Origin of the sequence: Bacillus sp. FSL L8-0528 (assembly GCF_038593085.1) — a bacterium.
Lineage (GTDB): Bacteria > Bacillota > Bacilli > Bacillales > Bacillaceae > Bacillus > Bacillus paralicheniformis.
The window spans coordinates 3,992,701-4,012,910 of record NZ_CP151961.1; the positions used below are offsets into that span (position 1 = coordinate 3,992,701).

Consider the following 20,210-nt stretch of genomic DNA (forward strand, 5'->3'; position numbering starts at 1 on the left):
GGTTTTGAATATGTGGATTGTCTCGAAACAATCAACTCAGGAAGAACTGGCCAATACATTCAGAAAGCTGATGAAAGCGCCTGATATTTTGAAAATACCAGGCGTTCATGACGGGATGGCAGCCATTACCGCAAAAAACATCGGCTTCAAAGCGCTCTACCTCTCCGGGGCAGCCTACACGGCAAGCCGCGGGCTCCCTGACCTCGGAATGATTCACTCCCAGGAAATCGCTGAAAAAGCCAGCGAACTTGTGAGAGCCGCAAATCTTCCGCTTTTGGTCGATATCGACACCGGCTACGGCGGTGTACTAAATGCGGCGCGCACGGCAGCCGAAATGGCTGAGAGCCGGGTCGCAGCCGTTCAAATCGAAGATCAGCAGCTGCCTAAAAAATGCGGACATTTAAATGGAAAGACACTTGTCCCGGCAGAAGACATGATCGCAAAAATTAGAGCGATAAAAGAAACCGCCCCTTCGCTCGTCATTGTGGCACGCACGGATGCAAAAGCAGCGGAAGGGATGGAAGCCGCCGTCAGACGCGCCAATTTATATGCCGACGCGGGGGCCGATGCCATCTTTCCGGAAGCATTAACGAGCGCAGCCGAGTTCCAGGAAATGGCCTCCTCCATTAAAGCGCCGCTCCTCGCCAATATGACCGAATTCGGAAAAACGCCTTATTACACGGCTGACGAATTCCAAATGCTCGGCTGCAGTATGGTTATTTACCCGGTGACTTCCCTGCGCGCTGCCGCGAAAGCTTATGAGCGGGTCTTCGCGGAAATTTTCGAAAAAGGCACGCAAAAAGGCGTACTCGATGACATGCAGACGCGCGAAGAATTATATGATGCGATTCATTACTACGACTATGAAAAACTGGACGAGAATATCGCCAAAACGGTGCTTCCCGAAATCGGAAAAGAACATCGTTGATACGCGAAAAAAGGCTGCCGAATTGTCGGCAGCCTTTTCCACTTACATCAGAGCTGCATCAACGCGCCTCCGGCAGCACCGGCTGCAACGATAATCCATGACGGAAGCTTCCAGTAGACAAGCAGGCTGAATAAAACCGCGGCAAATGCAAAATCGACCGGCGCCAATATCGAGCTGGTCCAGATCGGATGATAAAACGCGGAAATCAAAATTCCCACAACGGCTGCATTCACTCCCATTAAAGCGCCTTTTACTTTAGGATTGCGGCGCAGCGTATCCCAGAAGGGCAGCGTCCCCAAAATCAGCAGGAACGCTGGCAGAAAAATCGCCGCTGTGGCGAGCAATCCGCCTTGCCAGCCGCTGATCACCGCACCAAGATATGCAGCGAATGTAAACAAAGGCCCCGGGACAGCTTGAGCGGCTCCATACCCGGCTAGAAAAGCCTCTTCGCTTAACCAGCCCGTCGGTACAAATTCCCGTTCTAATAAAGGCAGGACCACATGCCCTCCTCCGAAGACCAAAGAACCCGACCTGTAAAAGCTGTCAAACATAGCAATCCAGCCGGAAGATGTCATTTCTCTGAGCACCGGCAGCAGAATGAGAAGCCCGAAAAACAAGCTGAGACAAACCGCCGCAAAACGGCGCGACACTGGAAACCGCATGACGGAATCATCCGTTTCAACTTGCTCTTTATAGATAAGATAACCGGCGAAAGCGGCGAGCAAGATGACTCCAACCTGTGTAAAAGCCGTCTGCCAGAGAAGGGTGGCGACTAGAGCAAACAGCGCGATCGCCTTGCGCCTTTTATCAGGTGTCAGCTTTTGCGCCATCCCCAAAATGGCATGGGCGACTACGGCTACGGCTACGATTTTCAACCCGTGAATCCAGCCGGCTGTCCCGATATCGAAGCCTTGCAGAATCATGGCAAATAATACGAGTGCTATGACAGATGGGAGAGTAAACCCGATGAACGCTAGGATGCCTCCAATGATGCCGGCTCGCATGACGCCGATTCCGATCCCCACCTGGCTGCTGGCAGGGCCGGGCAGGAACTGGCATAAAGCGACCAGATCGGCATAGTTTTTTTCGTCCATCCATTTTCTTTTACGGACATATTCGGCATGAAAATATCCTAAATGGGCGATCGGTCCTCCGAACGATGTCAACCCAAGCCTGGTTGAAACGAATAGAATTTCAAGCAGCGACCTCAAGCTTCTGTCCGCTTTATGCTTTGTCATCATTCCACTCCTCTATTCTTTAATTTCTTTAAACAGTTCATATGCTTTCAACCTTGCTTCCTTCAGTACGCTTGCTCCTTTTTCCGTGGTTGAGTAGTATTTTCTGATTTTCCCGTCCACATTCTGTTCTTCTTTTCGAAGAAGTCCGTCAGATTCCATTGAATGAAGGATCGGATACAGCGTTCCCGCACTGATGTTATATCCGTGCTCTTTCAATTCCTCAAGCATCCACAATCCGAAAATCGGATGTTCGCTGGCGTGGTGCAAAATATGAATTTGAATAAATCCTAGAAATAGCTTTCGCAATACTTTATCTTCCAATACCGCACCCCCTTTAACGAAATCCAATATCGAAAACCGATATCGATAGTTTATAACGAAAGTGTAGCATCGGTTCTCTCTCTTTTCAAGGTCTTTTGCCCTTAAAAAAACAAGCCCAAACATGGGCTTGCCTGTTTCAAACATTTACGACTGATACTGTACACGATGAAGATTCGCGAAAATACCGCCGCGCTCAACCAGTTCATCATGTGTTCCTTCTTCTGCGATTCCGTTTTCTGTCACGACCACAATCCGGTCGGCATTGCGGATCGTGGCAAGTCTGTGAGCAATGACAAGCGTCGTCCTGTCTTTTGCGAGCTCTGTCAAAGCGTTTTGAATCACCTGCTCCGTCTCTGTGTCAAGTGCTGATGTGGCTTCGTCCAATATGAGAATCGGCGGATTTTTAAGAAACATCCTGGCGATTGCGATCCTTTGCTTTTGGCCCCCTGACAGCTTCAGCCCTCTTTCGCCGACCTGGGTCTCATAACCGTCCGGGAGCGACTCGATGAGCTGTTCCAAATGCGCCATTTTGGCGGCCCGCTGAATCTCTTCATCTGTCGCATCCAGTTTTCCGTAGGCGATGTTTTCGCGGAGCGTCCCCGTAAAAAGAAACACATCCTGCTGAACGATGCCGATTTGCGAACGGAGAGAACGTTTAGTCATGTCGCGAATATCGATACCGTCAATTGTGATGGCCCCGCCGTCTATATCGTAAAAACGCGGAATCAGCGAGCTGATCGTCGTTTTGCCCGCTCCCGAAGGGCCGACAAAAGCGACCGTTTCTCCGGCTGTAATTGACAGATCGACACCTTGCAGGACGGGTTTATGTTTTTCATAGCCGAACGTCACATTCTTGAAGACGATGTTTCCTTCCAACTCCGGAACATCAATCGCATCTTTGCGGTCGACAATCTGCGGCTTTGTATCGATCAACTCCGTAAACCGCTTAAATCCTGCCATTCCTTTAGGATAAAGCTCCAAAATGGCGCTGATTTTATCAATCGGCTTAAACAACACGTTGACATAAAGAACAAACCCGACGAATTCCCCGTAGGACATATTCCCGGAAAAACTGAGCCATGCTCCGAACACAAGCACTGCCAGAATCATCAGCCGCGTCATCAAAAAGGTCCCGGCAGTCGTGAGAGCCATCGTTTTGTAGCCTTTCAGCTTTGCCTTGCGGAACTTTTGATTGTTCTTTAAAAACCGGGAAATCTCAAAGCGCTCATTCGTAAAAGATTGAACGACGCGAACGCCTGAAACGCTGTCCTCAACCCTGGCGTTAACATCGGCGATTTCGCTGTACATCTGGCGCCAAGCACGGTTCATCCTGATATTTGAATAAGTGATTAAAATAATCAATAACGGCACAAACAGAACAGCGACCAATGCAAGCTTCACATTAATCGTCAGCATGATCCAAAATGCACCTAAAAAGGTCATCACGGCGATGAACAAATCTTCCGGTCCGTGATGGGCCAGCTCTCCGATATCAAACAGATCATTTGTGATGCGGCTGATGATATGTCCAGTTTTTGTATTGTCAAAGTAGCGGAAAGATTGGCGCTGTACATGTTGGAAAAGCTCCTGGCGCATATCCGTTTCGATGTTGATCCCGAGCTTATGCCCGAGATAATTGACAATGTATTGCAGGCACGTGCTGAGTAAATAAATCAGTAAGAGGCCGATGCTTACCCAGACAATTTCAAGCCAGTCTCCCCCGGGAATCAGCGTATCGATGAACCACTGAACGACTAGAGGAAAAGCCAGCTCAAGCACTGCGACGATGATCGCACTGCTGAAATCGATGAAGAACAGACGTTTATGAGGTTTATAGTATGAAAAAAAGCGGCGTATCATAAGATGATGTGCACTCCTTTTGAGAATCTTTACGAGATTGATCGTATCACAGTTTGGCATCGGAAGTGCAAAAATTTTGAAAAATAATTGAAAATTATTCTCAAGTAGACTGTTTTATAAAGGAATTCCCGTTTCTTTTGCTCCCTGTGCAACCAGCTTAGCGATTTCGTTTGCCCCGAAGTCGCAAAAATGGGTGTCGTCCCTGGCTCCGTCCGGATAGTTGGGGTGTTCCCCCGGTTCAAGCCATAAAAACAGCTTTTTGGAAGCTTCCGGTCCAAGCGATTCAAGCAATTGACGGCTTTTGAAGGCGAGATCGATGAGCGGCACCCCAAGCTCTTCCGCAAGCTGTATCATCGCATCAGGATAGTCGCCGTGGGTATTTTTGAACCGGCCATCGCTTTCAAATGATCTTCTCTGGACCGGTGTAATGAGGACCGGATTGGCTTTTTTTAACCGGGCGTCATCTATATACCGGCGCAAATGCTGCTTGTAAGTTGTGTATGGCTCTGTATAGCGATCATCCGGCTTTTGGTCGTTATGACCAAACTGGACAAACAAATAATCGCCGCTTCGGATCTGTGTCATGATTCGCTCCAGCCTGCCTTCTTCAATAAAGCTTTTTGAGCTTCTCCCTGATGCCGCTTCATTGCGGATCAAAACACCGGCGCTTAAAAACGCGCCAATTTTCTGTCCCCAGCCTGCACGCGGCGCCCTGTCGCTATCATAATCGCAAACCGTTGAATCCCCGGCCAAAAACAACTGAACGTCTCTCATTATCCATCCCCCTCATTCCTTTTTGTTTTATATTAAAACGCCCCTCAAAGAACCGCAACCCAATATACATATTTAACCATTTTGTTCTTTATACGACTCCTTTTTATAAAAAAAGGCTATAAATTAACAGAAAACTATTAATTTATACTAATTTTTTTAGAAATTTATCTAAAAATATTTACTTGGATGGTAAATGGTGATAGATTAAGTAAACAAGAAAAGGAATATAGTTGATCGCGATCTCGTTTCTACCTTTTCTTGAAAATAATAGGACGTCCTCTACTTTTTAACTTTAACATTGCATTTAGGAGGAACTTATCGATGCTTAAACGAAAATTCATTCGCAAAATCAGTGTTGGTCTATTAGCTTCTGCAGCATTGTTTTCATTTATCATTCCTACCCAAGGGGCAAATGCCCAAGAGGTGAAAACAAATCATTTTAGAGGACCGATCTTTTGTCCGCCGCCATTCAAGCCGTCGCCTAAGCCGCAGCCGCCTCAAAAACCGCAGCCGGATTATCCGCAACCGGATAACCCGACTCAGAAGCCTGTGCTTGAGGCAAAAACCATTAACAGCAATAAAGAGTGGTCAACTTCTGACATTGAAATTACTTATAAACCAAACACTTTTGTCGGTTCAAGCTATGTTGAATTTCATTTTCCATACCGCTTTCATGCAAGCACAAGAGATACACTAAATGGAAAAACGCTTGACTATACACAAATTTTAAATGACGGACAAACGGTCCGAGTTCCCGTCTATGCTTTAAGCTCTTCTGAGTTCAAATTAGTGATGGTTCGGAAAACGCTCCCAAATGCAGGGACTCACAGAATTACTGCTGAACTGCAGCAAAATGGAAAAAACATCAACCATGCTGAAACAACTTTGGAGATTGTTCCTCGTTAAATCAATGTTCGGCCTGCCGGCATCGATTTGCCGGCAGCCGTTCTGCTGTATTTCCCTTTACATATCATGCATTTTTTAAAAGTTTTTAGAATTTTCCTCAAAAAATATTTACTTGAATGGTAAACGGTGATAGATTGATGGGGCAGGAAAAGGAATATAGTAGATTAAGAACTTATTTTTTCCTTTTTCATCTTTTTTAAAAACATTTATTAGGAGGGGGAAGTACATGTTAAAACGTAAATTTATCGGAAAAATGGGAGTCGGCCTATTAACTTCGGCAGCATTGTTTTCTTTCATTCTTCCGACCGAGGAAGCGAGCGCCACTTTTTTCAGAAACGCTCCGACGCTTCATGTCGAAACGGTTGACAGCAACAAAGAGTGGACAACCTCAGACATTGAAGTCACTTACAAACCGAACTCTTTTGTCGGTTCAAGCTATGTTGAATTTAACTTTCCATACCGCTTCCATGCGAACACAAGAGATTCGCTGAACGGCAGAACACTGAACTATACACAAATTTTAAATGACGGGCAAACCGTCAGAGTGCCGGTTTACGCTTTCAGCTCCTCTGCGTTCAAACTGGTCATGGTTCGGAAAACGCTTCCAAACGCAGGAACTCACAGAGTCACCGCGGAGCTGCAAAAGTTCGGACGAAACTACAACCACGCTGAAGCTACAGTTGATATCCTGCCACGCTAAAACATTTCAGCCTGCCGGTAAAAGAACCGGCAGGCTTTTTCATTTAAGCGCTGTCCGCCGAACCAGCATGATAAAACAAGCGAGCGCGCTGATATTGCAAAACAGAATGACGACTGCCATCGGTAAAGCTGTATGGCTTCCGCCAATACCGACGAGCGGCGCCGCGGCAGCTCCTAAAGTAAACGGAAGCAGTCCTAAAAGCGCAGATGCGCTTCCGGCCGATTTTCCCTGGCTCTGCATCGCCAAGGATCCGCTGGTCGTCGTCACGATTCCGATGCAGGAAACCACGACAAACAGCGGGATTAAAATCAGAATCAGCGGTGCTTTGAAAAAGACAGAAACAAATAAAACAACGCTTGCGGTAAAAGACAGCAGCAAACCGCTCCGCAAAAGGGACGCTTCGCCGAACCGGCCGGCAAGCCTGCCCGTAATCTGAGCTGCGATAATGATGCCCAAGCCGTTTAATGCGAAACAAAAACTAAAGGCTTGCGCCGACAATTTGTAAATGTCCTGCAAAACAAACGGAGAGGCCGATATATAGCCAAACATCCCCGCTACGATCAGCCCTTGCGCCAAGGCGTAACCCATAAATGTGCGCTGGCCGAAGAGCCTTCCAAATGATACAAACGTCTCTTTAAACCCGCCTGCCGTGCGGTTTTCCGGAGACAGCGACTCTTTCACCCCGAATATCACGGACAAAATCATCAGCAAGCCAAAAAGGCCGATGATGAAAAATACGCCGTTCCAAGTCGTCCATTTCATCAGCTGTCCGCCCGCTACCGGGGATATGATAGGCGCAATCCCGTTAACCAGCATCAAGAGCGAAAAGAACTTTGTCAATTCTGTACCGGAATATAGATCGCGGGCAATCGCGCGTGATATGACGATGCCGCCTGCACCCGCTGCACCTTGTATAAAGCGCATCGCAATCAAGACCCATACAGAGGATGTCATAGCACATAAAAAAGAGGCCGCGGCAAAAACGGACAGCGAAACGATCAGCGGGAGCCTTCTTCCAAGGACATCGCTGAAAGGGCCGATGACAATTTGGCCGATTGCCAGCCCCAGTAAACACGATGTTAAACTGAGCTGAACGACGGAAGCATTCGTATGTAAATCAGATGCCATCTGCGGAAGGCCGGGCAAATATAAATCGATCACAACCGGACCGATTCCCGATAAAATACCCAATATGACAGCGATCCATATCCTGTTCGGCTTAGCTTTCGACTGAGCCGCAAGATCTGCCTGGCTGTTAAACGCGCCCATTGGATCACTCCTTTTTTTATATTCTTACATACCGCCCTCAGAACCTACCAGTGTATTGTATACCTTAAGTTATGTAGATGACAATCAGAAAAACCGGGCGAACCCGGCTGATTAGTAAGATTCATATCTTTTAAAAACAAAAACGGTGGACATGAACAAAAGAAGCACAACTCCCGAAGACGAAAACACCATCCAGCCGAAAGCATGGTCCCATGAACCGTGCATGATAAAATAGCCAGCCTGGCTTTTCGCCTTATCAGGCATCCATTCGGTAAAACGGGGAAATAAGGAACCAGCCAGTGAAACAAAGGCGATGAAACTGATGCTCATGCCGGCAATCCCCCCGATATGGCGAAACAGAGCGCTGAAAAACATCGTGACCGACATGACAAATACAATCCATATACTGTACACGAATAAACTAAATAAGAACCGGTCAAATTCAACCTTTCCGAATAGAAGGTTTGTATAATAAAAAGCCAAACCGTAGCTCACAGCAAATGAAACCAATACGAGCAGCACCTGCTGAAGCCACTTGCTGCCGATATACTGAAGCGGGCTGACAGGTCTCGCCATCACCAATGAAAGGGATCCTTGGTTTCGTTCGTGGACAATGCTGCCCATCACACTCAAAACGAAAATTGCCGTACCGACCGTACCGAACTGGGACAAGGTGCTCGCCATCACCTCTTCACCTTTCGGCCTTGGTATGTCGATCACGGCTCCCTCAGGCAAATTCCCGGCCATATCGAGAATTTGGGGCATATAATACAGGCTGAGCGGCTGAATCAAGCCCAGAAGGATCAGAATGACAGGCAGCCAAAGCAGCTTTCCGTCCCTCCAGCTTTCCGTCCATTCTTTTTGAAATAACATAAAAAATGAATTCATAGTCCCATCACCTTCAAATACATATCTTCCAAGGACATCGTTTTTTGTTCAAAACGAACAATCGATAATTGTCTGCTCAAGCATTCAGCCAACAGCCGGCGGCTGTCAGACCGATCTGTTAAATAAAATTCAGCTTGTGAAGGCTTTTGATACACGACTTTGCTGACATAAGGCAGGTGTTCCAGCCATCCTTCAAGGCTCTCTTCAGCTGTCAGGATATAAGATGGCTTGAAATGCCGATTCTTCAATCTGTGAAGCGGACCGGACCATTTGACAGCCCCTTCTTTCAGCATGATCACTTGATCGCACACCTCTTCGGCATCATGCAGCACATGAGTCGAAAATAGAATTGTCATCTTCTTTTTTAAATCTTTCATCATATCAAGGACTTCGCGCCGCCCCGCCGGATCGAGCGCAGAAACAGGTTCATCCAAAATCAACAGGCTCGGCTCATGAACCAAAGCCTGCGCAAGCCCGAGCCTTTGCTTCATCCCTCCTGAAAAACCGCCGATTTTCCGGTCTTCTTCCTTTTCCAGACCGACATAGCGCAAAGCGGTTCGACTCTTTTCCAGGGCTTCACGACGTTTCATTTTAGAAAGTCTTGCAGCGAACACCATATATTCCAAAGCTGTCATCCATGAAAAAAACGCAGGATGCTGAGGCAAATACCCGATTTCCAGCCTGTTTATCGATTCCTTCCCCAAAAAGCGGATGCCTCCTGATGTAGGCGCCAATAAACCGGAAAGCATTTGCAATGTCGTCGTTTTTCCCGCTCCGTTCGGCCCGAGAAGGGCAACGCATTGCTGATATTCAAGGTCAAAGCTGACATTTCGGACAGCTTGGTGCTGCTGATACATTTTTGTTAAGCCATTGACGGACAGCATCACACACGCCTCCTTTCATATGTTTTTTTACCGATGATAAAGTAAGAGACGGGGCCGACAAAACTGATCCCTACTATGATCAAAATCCACATCCACTTTGGGCCATTTGTTTTCTCCTGTTTCATGCAACTGATCAATGCGGACACCGCTAAAATGAAATACAGCACAATGAAAGGGGCAAGCAGCGCCCAAGGTATATCTGCTTCAGTCATGATGACGGCCTCCTTTTCTTATGAAACGGCCTTACAACAAATAAATAATAGAATAATAAAGGCATCGGTGTTTGGATCAAGCCCCATATGCCCCAAAACCACGCATTGGCTCCTTTTTTCTTCGCATTAAGAAATAGAAAGATACTCTGCGCAAATAAAAGCGGTGAAATGTAAAGCAGCAGCAGCAGTTTTTCCTGAGTCATATCAAGATTCATTTAATCAGCCTCCCCGTCAGCCGCACGCCGTCTTTTTTCTAATAGGGCGAGCGCTGGCAGTAATATAATCGCCGCTCCCTGCACCACGATAAAAACAGCCGGTACTTGAACGGAAATCGTCAAGTAAGCCGATAAAATCACCAGCGCCATGACGATAAAACAAAGCAATTCCTTTTTGAGCGCCCGCTTGCGTTCTTGCTTAAACCGCGCTAAACGCTGATTCAGTTCAAATACTTGAGGAACCGGCGGCACAAAAGTATCATCCATTCTTTCGAGTTCGCGTTTCAAATGTGTAACCGTTTCTTTTTTATCTCGTTCATTCACTGTTCCCACTCCTTTCGGATTTTCTTTAATCCATGATGCACCCGCGATTTGACGGTACCTTCTTTTATTTTCAGCATGTTTGCCACTTCAGGGTAAGTAAACCCGTAATAGTGTCTTAACAAGATTGGCATTCTGAACTCAGGCTCAAGAGCAGCAAACAGCTCCAAGTATTCGCTCCATTCGTGTCCGTGAAGGGCGGACTTCCATTTCATTTTTCGCAAGGCTTCCTCTCCTGCTGCTTGCGTTTTGCGGTTTTCGCGTTTTTTCCGGCGCTGATGGTCGATAAACAGCCGGGAAGCAATTGAGATCAGCCATGTTGAAAATTTCGCGTTGCCCTGAAATTGATGAAGGCTGACATACGCTTTCAGCATCGTTTCCTGGACCAAGTCCTCTGTGAGATCAGGGTTCAGCGTTAATTTCAGAACATATTGATATACAAAGGGGTAATGAAGCTGAAACAGTTTCGTAAAAGCCGCATCTTCCCCGTCTTTTGCCTGTATGATCAGTTCTTTTTCATCTGCTTGATCCACTAAAACGCCAACCCCCTTTCTTTTTGTCTCTGTATCTAGGACGACGGCTGCAAGCAAACCGTTCAATTGTATTTCAATAAGATAAAAAATCATCTTGTTTTCCGACCGCGGTTTATGATGTACTGGAATTTAAAGGGGTGTGAGTAAAAAGGGATGGAACTGCAAAAACAAATCGTCTATGAAGAAAAACAAATTTTAAGGAAAGATCATATAATCTTTTGGGGTGCCGTCTTTTGTTTCTGGTTTGCTACATACATCTATGTCCCTGTTTTCGGATTATATTTAGACAACATCGGATTTTCATATTCAGCGATAGGAATAATACTCGGAAGCTACGGCGTCACACAGATATTACTGCGGTTTCCGTTCGGCATTCTGTCAGATGTTCTTTCGCCGCTTAGAAAACAGCTGTTGATCAGCGGCTTTGCAATGTCTCTGTTGAGCTGCTGCATATTTCTGTTGTTCGATTCGTTCATCATGGTGATCACGGCCAGGCTGCTCGCCGGTATGACTGCGGCGATGTGGGTGATGGCAACCGTTTTATACTCGCAGTATTTCACAAAAGATCAATCGTCAAAAGCGATGGGCATTCTGCAGTTTTTAACGGTTCTCCCCCAATTTGTCAGCATGGCTGTCAGCGGATACCTCGTCCATTTGTTCGGCTGGATGTTTCCGTTTTGGATCGGTGTTGCCGTTTCGTGCATCGGGCTGATTCTGTCATTTTACATTAAAGATAACGGGCCCCGCCATACGGCCAAAGGGATGGCTTTGTCAGACTATGTTAAACAGACGTTGCGTCTTCCTGATTTAAAAGCGATTACAACATTATCGTTTTTAGCCCACGCCGTGCTATTTATGACCGTGTTCGGGTTCACGCCGATTTACGCGGAATCGGTCGGCATCGATGAGAAGCAGCTGATTTGGATCATGTGCGCTTTTTTTGTTCCGCAAACGCTGGCTTCCGTGTGGTGTATCTTTTACAAAGTAAAGGCAGCCGATGCACTGATATGGATATCTTATGTGATAACGGCTGTTTTCTTTTCCTTGCTGCCGTTCGCCGAGACCCTTTTCGCGGTGTGTGTAATCCACGCCGTGACAGGACTGACATTGGGGTTTATTTTTCCGCTTTTGGTCAGCAAAGTTGTCCAGCTTGGTACGCCTCAGCTCAAAATGTCTGTAATGGGTTTCTATCAATCTTTTTATGCGCTCGGTTTTTTTCTCGGACCGGTTGTGGCGGGAAAAACGGCTGAACTGTTCGGGCTGCGGGAGGTTTTTTGGTTTGCCGGGGCTTTGTCATTGGCAGGGGCAGGAGTGATGCTCGTTTCAAAGCAGTTTTCGATACGTACAAAAAGCAGGCGGGGATGATGCCTGCTTTTTGCTTTGCTCAATAAGATATTTTAGCAGAACCGGCAGGATACCAATTGCCATTCTGCGCTTTTGCCCATCCGTAAACCATATCGCCTGAATTGACCTTTTCTCTGATCAGCTCAAGCCTTTCGCTTGAGTTTGCCTCATACCTGCTTCCCGTTTTTGCCGGTATTTTTACAGATAAAATGTTGTCCTTTAATGTATCAGGCTCCTCATCAGTGCTTGTCCATGCGACTCTTTCATAATAAGTCTGATTAAACGGACTCTCCAATCCTTTAATATAAAAGCGAACTGTTTTGCCAACCACCTTGACATCTGTATATGCCGTGCTGTAGGGATGAATCGATTCCTGAGAAATTGACTTTCCGTATGCCAAAACAGACGTTCCGCCGGCACCGCAAAGCATGATTCCCAACATGAAAACGACCGCTGCCAACTTTTTCAACATGAAAACTCCTCCCTTTTTTCAACTTTTTATGAATGTTTAATTTTACCATATTTTCCGTTTGCTTCTTTGCTTTGGATTTGTACATTTGTTGAATATAGGGAAATATTGGTTAAAAGGCGTAAGCGGGGATAAGTTTCTTTTGCTCGTTATTTTCTCGACAAATTGGAGCGAACACCCTAAGCCTCTTCTGTATTCTTCTTTTTCCTCCACGGCTGAACCGATTGTCTCCATTAATTCCAAAATAAAAAGGATACGCTGAAGCGCATCCATATCTTAACATCAATTTGAATAGACAAGGATAATCCTTTAATAAGGATCTTCACTATGCCCTTTTTCTTCCGCCTGTCTCGGCGCATCTTCGGCGCCTTCTGCCCCGATCGGCTCCCGGCTGGATGTATTTTGGCTGGAAGCGTTTTTTAATCCTTCTTCGACCCTGCTTCCATATTCCTTGTCGCATTGCTTCAGCATATCGATCATTTTCGTTTGAATTCTTTGATCGCAGGGGGCAAGTGTATTGACCAGATTCGTAATCAACTCGTCCTTTTCCCAATCTTCGAAATGCCTGTACGTGTCCCCGGCCTGCTTGAAATTATTCTGCCTTTCGATACTTTCGCGCACCAGATTTCCTTCGACATGCGGGGTATATTCTTTGCCATCCTGCTTCGCTTCTTTCAGCCCGTTGATGGTTGAAGGTTCATAGTTGATGTGTGGGCTTTGATTTTTGCCTAAATCGACCTTGTACTGCATCTGGCCGCCCCGCTGATTGGTTGCCACCCTTTTTTTCGGCGCATTGATCGGCAGCTGCAGATAGTTGGCCCCTACTCTGTATCGCTGTGTATCAGAGTAGGAAAACGTACGTCCCTGAAGCATTTTATCATCGGAAAAATCAAGTCCGTCGACAAGAACCCCTGTTCCAAATGCCGCTTGCTCGACTTCCGTAAAGTAGTCTTCCGGATTTTTGTTTAATACCATTTTGCCGACAGGAAGCCAAGGAAATTGCTCCTCAGGCCATAGCTTTGTATCGTCAAGCGGATCAAAATCGAGTTCAGGATGCTCATCATCGCTCATGATTTGAACGAACAACTCCCACTCGGGATAGTCTCCCCGCTCAATCGCTTCATATAAATCCTGTGTGGCGTGATTGAAGTTCTTCGCCTGAATTTCTTCCGCCTCTTTTTGCGTCAAATTTTTTATGCCCTGCTTCGGTTCCCAGTGATATTTCACAAGGACGGCTTCTCCTTCTTGATTTACCCATTTGTACGTGTTGACACCGGACCCCTGCATCTGCCGGTAGTTTGCCGGAATGCCCCAAGGAGAAAACAAAAATGTGATCATGTGCATGGCTTCAGGCGTGTTGGAAATGAAGTCAAAGATTCTTTCGCCATCCTGCAAATTCGTAACCGGGTCCGGCTTAAATGCATGGATTAAATCAGGAAACTTCACCGCATCGCGGATAAAGAAGATCTTCAAGTTGTTTCCGACCAGATCCCAGTTCCCGTCTTCCGTGTAGAACTTAACGGCAAATCCGCGGGGATCGCGAAGCGTTTCCGGTGAAGATATCCCATGGGTCACCGTCGAAAAACGGACAAACACCGGGGTTCTCTTCCCTTTTTCCTGAAACAGTTTTGCTCTCGTATATTTTGAGACCGGCTCATCGCCTGCTGTTCCATAAGCTTCAAAATAGCCGTGCGCTCCGGCTCCCCTGGCATGGACGACCCGTTCGGGAACCCTCTCCCTGTCAAAGTGGCTGATCTTCTCCAAGAAATCATAGTTCTCCAATGTAGAAGGCCCCCGGTTGCCCACGGTCCTGATATGCTGATTGTTTGTGATCGGGTGGCCCTGCCGGTTTGTTAACGTATCATCCGTCTCCATGTCAGACTTCTGCTCGTTTGAATGCTGATCCATCTCCATACCTCCTTTATTTGGAATCAATAATAATTTATCCCAAATCAAGGAAGTTATTCAGGTTTCAATATATTTAATCAACGATAATAAATTTTTCTTTATAATTATTATAAATAAATATTGTTTTTTTCTTGAGAAATGTTATCATTATTTTGTAATTAAAATTTACGCGAGGTGATCCTTTGATGACGACAAATAAAAACAACCTAACAACCAGCTGGGGCGCTCCCGTTGGAGACAACCAAAACTCAATGACAGCTGGTTCACGCGGACCGACGCTGATTCAGGACGTCCACTTGCTCGAAAAGCTCGCCCACTTTAACAGAGAGCGTGTACCCGAACGGGTTGTGCATGCAAAAGGCGCCGGTGCGCACGGTTACTTTGAAGTCACAAATGACGTTTCCAAATATACAAAAGCCAAATTTTTATCAGAAGTCGGAAAACGCACACCGTTATTCGTCCGTTTTTCAACTGTTGCAGGCGAAAACGGTTCAGCCGATTCCGTCCGCGACCCGCGCGGATTTGCTGTTAAATTTTATACAGAGGAAGGGAACTATGATCTCGTCGGAAACAACACACCTGTTTTCTTTATTCGCGATGCGATTAAATTCCCTGACTTCATTCATACTCAAAAGCGCCATCCGGTCACACATTTGAAAAACCCGGATGCCGTATGGGATTTTTGGTCATTGTCTCCAGAGTCCCTTCACCAGGTGACCATCCTGATGTCTGACAGAGGCATCCCCGCCACTTACCGGCACATGCACGGTTTCGGGTCCCACACATTCAAATGGGTGAATGCCGAAGGAGAAGGCGTCTGGATCAAATACCACTTCAAAACAGAACAAGGCATTAAAAACCTGACCGAAGAAGTGGGGACAAAGATTGCAGGTGAAAACCCCGATTATCATACACAGGACTTGTATGAGGCGATTGAAAAAGGTGATTTCCCGGCATGGAAGCTGTACGTTCAAATCATGCCGCTGGAGGATGCGGATACGTACCGTTTTGATCCGTTCGATGTTACAAAAGTATGGTCGCAAAAAGATTATCCGCTGATTGAAGTCGGCCGCATGGTTCTAAACCGCAATCCGGAAAACTATTTCGCAGAGGTTGAACAAGCTACATTCTCCCCTGGAACATTGGTGCCCGGCATTGAACCGTCTCCCGACAAAATGCTTCAGGGACGCCTGTTCGCATATGCGGATGCGCACCGCTACCGCGTCGGCGCAAACCATAACAGCCTGCCGATCAACCGGCCGAAAGCGGAAGTCCGTAATTATCAAAGAGACGGACAAATGCGCTTTGATTCAAACGGCGGCGGCTCTGTCTACTATGAACCGAACAGCTTCGGAGGCCCTCAGGAAACTCCGGAAAACAAAACAACGGCTTATCCGGTGTCAGGTTCGGCGGACAGCACGGCTTACGACCATAACGACCACTACACACAGGCCGGCGATCTTTACCGCCTCTTGAGCGAAGAAGAGCGGACCCGTCTTGTCAGCAATATTGTAGGTTCGATGAAGCAAGTGACAAAAGACGAAATTAAGCTTCGTCAAATTCAGCATTTCTATAAAGCAGATCCGGAATACGGCACACGAGTTGCCGAAGGATTGGGCTTGTCCGTTCCACAGGAAGTCTGAGGCTCATTCATTTCAATCATTCTCACTTTTATTCTCATTTTTTCAGGAACAGGCACCCGTCTTCTTTAACATGCGGGTGCCTGCCCTTAATCAAAGAACGACAGGGGATGTTACGTGTGGAAGACGAACAGCTCGTCCCTTTATTAAAGAAACGGGGTTTACGAATAACAGCTCAGCGCGTCCTGATTTTAAAAACGATTGTCTCTTTGGGCGGCCATCCATCGGCGGAAGACATTCACCGGGAATTGCCGTACATGAGTCTCCCGACAATCTACAGCAACTTGAAATTATTTGTGAAGCTCGGCATTTTAAAAGAGCTGTCCCACGGAGACGCGAAAAGCAAATATGAACTGTTCACATCAGAGCACTATCATGTCATCTGTAAATCGTGCGGGAAGATCGCTGATCTGGACTATCCTCACCTCAAAGAGGTTGAGCATGCAGCAGCTCAATTGACGAACTTCAAAGTGAACTCGCATTATTTAGGAATTTACGGAATCTGTACAACATGCCAAGAACAGCAGCAGAGGTGAAGACATATGGAACGAAAAAAAGTCGGCCTGTTAGTCATGGCATACGGAACCCCTTATCAGGAAGAAGATATCATTCCGTATTACACGCATATCCGTCATGGAAAACGGCCGTCCGATGATATGATTGAAGACTTGAAAAAACGCTACAAGCATATCGGCGGAATCTCTCCGCTCGCGAAAATTACGCTCGCTCAGGCAAAAGAGCTGGAAAAAACGTTGAACGAGCGCCAAGATGAGGTCGAATACGTGATGTATCTCGGCTTAAAACACATCTCTCCGTTTATCGAGGATGCGGTTGAACAAATGAAAAAAGACCAAATTGAAGCGGCCGTTTCCGTCGTCTTAGCTCCCCACTATTCCACCTTCAGCACTGAAGTATACAATCGGCGCGCCAAACAGGCCGCAGCAGCAATCGGCGGCCCCCGGATCGCATCGATTGACGAATGGTATCAGGAAGAAGGCTTTATTCGCTATTGGTCTGAAGAAATCGGCAGCATTTTAAACGGCATGTCTGAAAAAGAACGGAAAAAAGCGGTTCTTGTATGCTCAGCACACAGCCTGCCGGAAAAAATCAAGGAACATGGCGATCCATACCCGGATCAGCTCGTGAAAACGGCCCGACTAATCGGAGAACGGCTGTCGTTTGACCAGATCGCCGTAGGCTGGCAAAGTGAGGGCAACACACCCGACCCTTGGCTTGGCCCCGACGTCCAAGACTTAACAAAGGAACTGTATCAGGAAGGCTTCCGGTCATTCATTTACGCACCAGTCGGCTTTGTGTCTGACCACTTGGAAGTGCTGTATGACAACGACTATGAGTGCAAAGTGGTTACGGACGAGCTTGGCGCAAGCTATCACCGTCCGCCTATGCCGAACACCGATCCGCGGTTCATCGATACGCTTGCCGCAGTCGTAGAGCGAACATACAACAGCACAGAACAGGAGAAAGCAGAGCTGTAGATCGCTCCGAAAAATGAAAAACTGAAGAAAACATGATTTAGAAATAGAATCTGTGGATTTTCATTTCCATAGATTCTTTTTTTTGCACCATTATGATGAAAGACCTTAAACTAAATGCGCTTATTCTCAGATTCGTGTCATTTGGCATAATCACCAGCTTATGCGCAAATCCAACTCACATCATGATTATTCAGATAATTCAGAAACATATGCTATGCTCTCTCTGATTCCAATAAAAGGGAGGGATAATCAGTGTCCATCACCCGGTATCCGCCGTAATTGTGAGCGCTTCCTATATAGCGGCGGCATGAAAAAAGAATAGGAGGAATTCATATGAAGAAATTAATCAGCATCATCTTTATCTTTGTATTAGGGGTTATCGGGTCTTTGACAGCGGCGGTTTCGGCTGAAGCAGCTTCTTCGTTCAGCTCGGGCAAAGTCAATCCGCTTGCCGATTTCAGCTTAAAAGGCTTCGCGACGCTAAACGGCGGAACATCGGGCGGAGAAGGCGGTCAAACGGTAACCGTAACAACGGGAGATCAGCTGATTGCGGCATTAAAAAATAAGAATGCAAATACGCCATTAAAAATTTATGTCAACGGCACCATTACAACTTCAAATACATCCGCATCAAAGATTGACGTCAAAGACGTGTCAAACGTATCGATTGTCGGGTCAGGGACCAAAGGCGAACTCAAAGGCATCGGCATCAAAATATGGCGCGCCAACAACATCATCATCCGCAACTTAAAAATTCACGAGGTCGCCTCAGGCGATAAAGACGCGATTAGCATTGAAGGGCCGTCTAAAAACATTTGGGTTGATCATAATGAGCTTTACCACAGCCTGAACGTTGACAAAGATTACTATGACGGATTATTTGACGTCAAAAGAGACGCCGAATATATTACATTCTCTTGGAACTATGTGCACGATGCGTGGAAATCTATGCTGATGGGTTCATCGGACAGCGACAATTACAACCGGACGATTACATTCCACCATAACTGGTTTGAAAATCTGAATTCGCGTGTGCCGGCATTCCGGTTCGGAGAGGGGCACATTTACAACAACTATTACAGCAACATCATTGAAAGCGGTATTAATTCAAGGATGGGCGCGCGCATCAAAATTGAGAACAACCTCTTTGAAAACGCCAAAGATCCGATTGTCTCTTGGTACAGCGGTTCACCAGGCTATTGGCATGTATCCAACAACAAATTTGTAAACTCTACAGGCAGCATGCCGACTTCTTCTACTACAACCTATAATCCGCCATACAGCTACTCACTCGACAATGTCGACGATGTAAAATCAATCGTCAAGCAAAATGCCGGAGTCGGTAAAGTCACTCCATAAACTTTGAGGTGAAACGTTCGGAGGCATTCCGAGCGTTTCACTTATTTCCATCCTCATACGCTTTCCAAACCGTAGGCAGCATATCGGAAAGTTCATGCGCGAGAAGCGTATGGGCCGATCTGGTCTTTGTCCATGCGTCCGCACATGCGCCGTGCAGGTGGACAGCATTCAGCACCGCTTCTCTCGGATTCTCATGACAGCACAGCATCCCGAGAAGCATCCCGGTTAACGTATCTCCGGTTCCTCCCTTTGCCAGCGCCCCGTTTCCCGTTACATTCCGCCAGCACTTGCCGTCCGGGAAAGCAATGATCGTTTCATTGCCTTTCAATACAAGAGTAACACCGTGTTCCTCTGCATAATCTCGAGCATAGCCGGCCCGGTTTGCCTCAATTTCTTGAATGGACAAGCCTGTCATTCTCGAAAATTCGCCCGGATGCGGCGTTAATATCACCGGCGCTTTCCTTTCTTGGTACGATCGTTTTGAAAGAGCACCCGCATCAAGGACAACCGGGCATTCTTTCGTCAATACGTTCCGGACCGCTTGCTCAGTCATTTGCGAAGGCGGCAGCCCCGGCCCGATCGCAATCGCCCGGTAAGGTTCGGCAATCTCGCCGGACGCCGCCTTTTCTAAGCCGTCCCGCCAATACGTCGCTTCAGGGAGAACGGGGACGATCAACGGAATGGCACTTCCGCACGTTCCGATGACAAGCTTTCCAAGACCGCTCCGCATCGCCCCGATTCCTGCAAGGAGAGCCGCTCCCGGCATGTCATCGCTTCCCGCGAGCAAAAGGCCGGTTCCATAAGTTCCTTTATGACTTCCATTCCCCCTTTTCGGCAATGAGCCCTTCACGCAGTCTTTCGTCCATATCGGCAATTGTTCTGCAGACATCCCGGATCACACCTTTCAATACAAAGTTTAAACAAACGTTTAATTAAATACTAACT

General features: G+C 46.8%; 22 protein-coding genes. 8 read left to right on the plus strand and 14 right to left on the minus strand.

Features of this window, described 5'->3' with window-relative positions:
* The first annotated feature begins 10 nt into the window (after nt 1–10).
* Entirely contained in the window at nt 11–928 is a 918-nt protein-coding gene (gene prpB / locus MHI30_RS20410; protein ID WP_075751638.1) for a methylisocitrate lyase, read from the plus strand.
* Between the two features lie 47 nt (nt 929–975).
* Here the strand turns inward: prpB and MHI30_RS20415 are convergent, their stop codons facing one another.
* From MHI30_RS20415 to MHI30_RS20430, 4 genes are all read right to left on the minus strand, one after another.
* On the minus strand, nt 976–2,166 hold the full coding sequence (locus MHI30_RS20415; protein ID WP_178388294.1) for a chromate transporter: 1,191 nt from the start codon (nt 2,164–2,166) through the stop codon (nt 976–978).
* Between the two features lie 12 nt (nt 2,167–2,178).
* Nucleotides 2,179–2,487, minus strand: a complete 309-nt coding sequence (locus MHI30_RS20420; protein WP_020453412.1) for a PadR family transcriptional regulator — start codon at nt 2,485–2,487, stop codon at nt 2,179–2,181.
* 144 nt (nt 2,488–2,631) lie between these two features.
* On the minus strand, nt 2,632–4,347 hold the full coding sequence (locus MHI30_RS20425) for an ABC transporter ATP-binding protein (RefSeq protein ID WP_075751640.1): 1,716 nt from the start codon (nt 4,345–4,347) through the stop codon (nt 2,632–2,634).
* 114 nt (nt 4,348–4,461) lie between these two features.
* Complete coding sequence (locus tag MHI30_RS20430; protein ID WP_075751641.1) at nt 4,462–5,124, minus strand: rhamnogalacturonan acetylesterase; 663 nt, start codon at nt 5,122–5,124, stop codon at nt 4,462–4,464.
* Between the two features lie 318 nt (nt 5,125–5,442).
* Here MHI30_RS20430 and bslB (MHI30_RS20435) point away from each other — a divergent pair, with 318 nt between their 5' ends.
* A complete protein-coding gene (gene bslB, locus MHI30_RS20435; protein ID WP_075751642.1) occupies nt 5,443–6,027 on the plus strand; it encodes a biofilm surface layer hydrophobin BslB in 585 nt (194 codons plus the stop codon).
* 226 nt (nt 6,028–6,253) lie between these two features.
* On the plus strand, nt 6,254–6,727 hold the full coding sequence (bslB, locus tag MHI30_RS20440) for a biofilm surface layer hydrophobin BslB (protein WP_075751643.1): 474 nt from the start codon (nt 6,254–6,256) through the stop codon (nt 6,725–6,727).
* A gap of 39 nt (nt 6,728–6,766) precedes the next feature.
* Here bslB (MHI30_RS20440) and MHI30_RS20445 read toward each other — a convergent pair whose 3' ends face one another.
* The 7 genes from MHI30_RS20445 to sigY form a co-directional block, all read right to left on the minus strand.
* A complete protein-coding gene (locus MHI30_RS20445) occupies nt 6,767–7,996 on the minus strand; it encodes a multidrug effflux MFS transporter (RefSeq protein ID WP_075751644.1) in 1,230 nt (409 codons plus the stop codon).
* Nucleotides 7,997–8,107: 111 nt separating this feature from the next.
* Complete coding sequence (locus tag MHI30_RS20450) at nt 8,108–8,884, minus strand: ABC transporter permease subunit (protein WP_035337984.1); 777 nt, start codon at nt 8,882–8,884, stop codon at nt 8,108–8,110.
* Nucleotides 8,881–9,768, minus strand: coding sequence for an ABC transporter ATP-binding protein (locus MHI30_RS20455; RefSeq protein ID WP_035337987.1), 888 nt, complete (start codon nt 9,766–9,768; stop codon nt 8,881–8,883). Before MHI30_RS20455 ends, MHI30_RS20450 begins: the two co-directional genes overlap by 4 nt.
* On the minus strand, nt 9,768–9,980 hold the full coding sequence (locus MHI30_RS20460) for a PLD nuclease N-terminal domain-containing protein (RefSeq protein WP_035337990.1): 213 nt from the start codon (nt 9,978–9,980) through the stop codon (nt 9,768–9,770). The genes MHI30_RS20455 and MHI30_RS20460 overlap by 1 nt, the downstream gene beginning before the upstream one ends.
* Nucleotides 9,977–10,195, minus strand: coding sequence for a hypothetical protein (locus MHI30_RS20465; RefSeq protein ID WP_025810585.1), 219 nt, complete (start codon nt 10,193–10,195; stop codon nt 9,977–9,979). The genes MHI30_RS20460 and MHI30_RS20465 overlap by 4 nt, the downstream gene beginning before the upstream one ends.
* Entirely contained in the window at nt 10,196–10,519 is a 324-nt protein-coding gene (locus MHI30_RS20470; protein ID WP_075751645.1) for a YxlC family protein, read from the minus strand.
* Nucleotides 10,516–11,049: an RNA polymerase sigma factor SigY gene (gene sigY / locus MHI30_RS20475; RefSeq protein ID WP_075751836.1), complete on the minus strand. Its 534-nt coding sequence runs from the start codon at nt 11,047–11,049 to the stop codon at nt 10,516–10,518. The genes MHI30_RS20470 and sigY overlap by 4 nt, the downstream gene beginning before the upstream one ends.
* A 153-nt stretch (nt 11,050–11,202) precedes the next feature.
* Between sigY and MHI30_RS20480 the strand changes: the two genes are divergently transcribed.
* Nucleotides 11,203–12,414: an MFS transporter gene (locus MHI30_RS20480; protein WP_075751646.1), complete on the plus strand. Its 1,212-nt coding sequence runs from the start codon at nt 11,203–11,205 to the stop codon at nt 12,412–12,414.
* Nucleotides 12,415–12,433: 19 nt separating this feature from the next.
* Here MHI30_RS20480 and MHI30_RS20485 read toward each other — a convergent pair whose 3' ends face one another.
* Nucleotides 12,434–12,865, minus strand: coding sequence for a hypothetical protein (locus MHI30_RS20485; RefSeq protein WP_026580310.1), 432 nt, complete (start codon nt 12,863–12,865; stop codon nt 12,434–12,436).
* A gap of 306 nt (nt 12,866–13,171) precedes the next feature.
* Entirely contained in the window at nt 13,172–14,770 is a 1,599-nt protein-coding gene (locus MHI30_RS20490; protein ID WP_075751648.1) for a catalase, read from the minus strand.
* 185 nt (nt 14,771–14,955) lie between these two features.
* Between MHI30_RS20490 and katA the strand changes: the two genes are divergently transcribed.
* The 4 genes from katA (at nt 14,956) to MHI30_RS20510 (ending at nt 19,265) form a co-directional block, all read left to right on the plus strand.
* Nucleotides 14,956–16,413 carry a catalase KatA gene (gene katA, locus MHI30_RS20495; protein WP_075751649.1) on the plus strand — a complete coding sequence of 486 codons (1,458 nt, stop codon included), beginning with the start codon at nt 14,956–14,958 and terminating at the stop codon, nt 16,411–16,413.
* Nucleotides 16,414–16,520: 107 nt separating this feature from the next.
* Nucleotides 16,521–16,946, plus strand: coding sequence for a Fur family transcriptional regulator (locus MHI30_RS20500; protein ID WP_075751650.1), 426 nt, complete (start codon nt 16,521–16,523; stop codon nt 16,944–16,946).
* Between the two features lie 6 nt (nt 16,947–16,952).
* Entirely contained in the window at nt 16,953–17,906 is a 954-nt protein-coding gene (gene hemH, locus MHI30_RS20505) for a ferrochelatase (protein ID WP_075751651.1), read from the plus strand.
* Between the two features lie 333 nt (nt 17,907–18,239).
* Entirely contained in the window at nt 18,240–19,265 is a 1,026-nt protein-coding gene (locus MHI30_RS20510) for a pectate lyase (protein WP_075751652.1), read from the plus strand.
* A 37-nt stretch (nt 19,266–19,302) separates the two neighbouring features.
* On the opposite strand, the gene MHI30_RS20515 is transcribed toward MHI30_RS20510, so the two are convergent.
* Nucleotides 19,303–20,154, minus strand: a complete 852-nt coding sequence (locus MHI30_RS20515) for an NAD(P)H-hydrate dehydratase (RefSeq protein WP_075751653.1) — start codon at nt 20,152–20,154, stop codon at nt 19,303–19,305.
* Nucleotides 20,155–20,210: the final 56 nt, after the last annotated feature.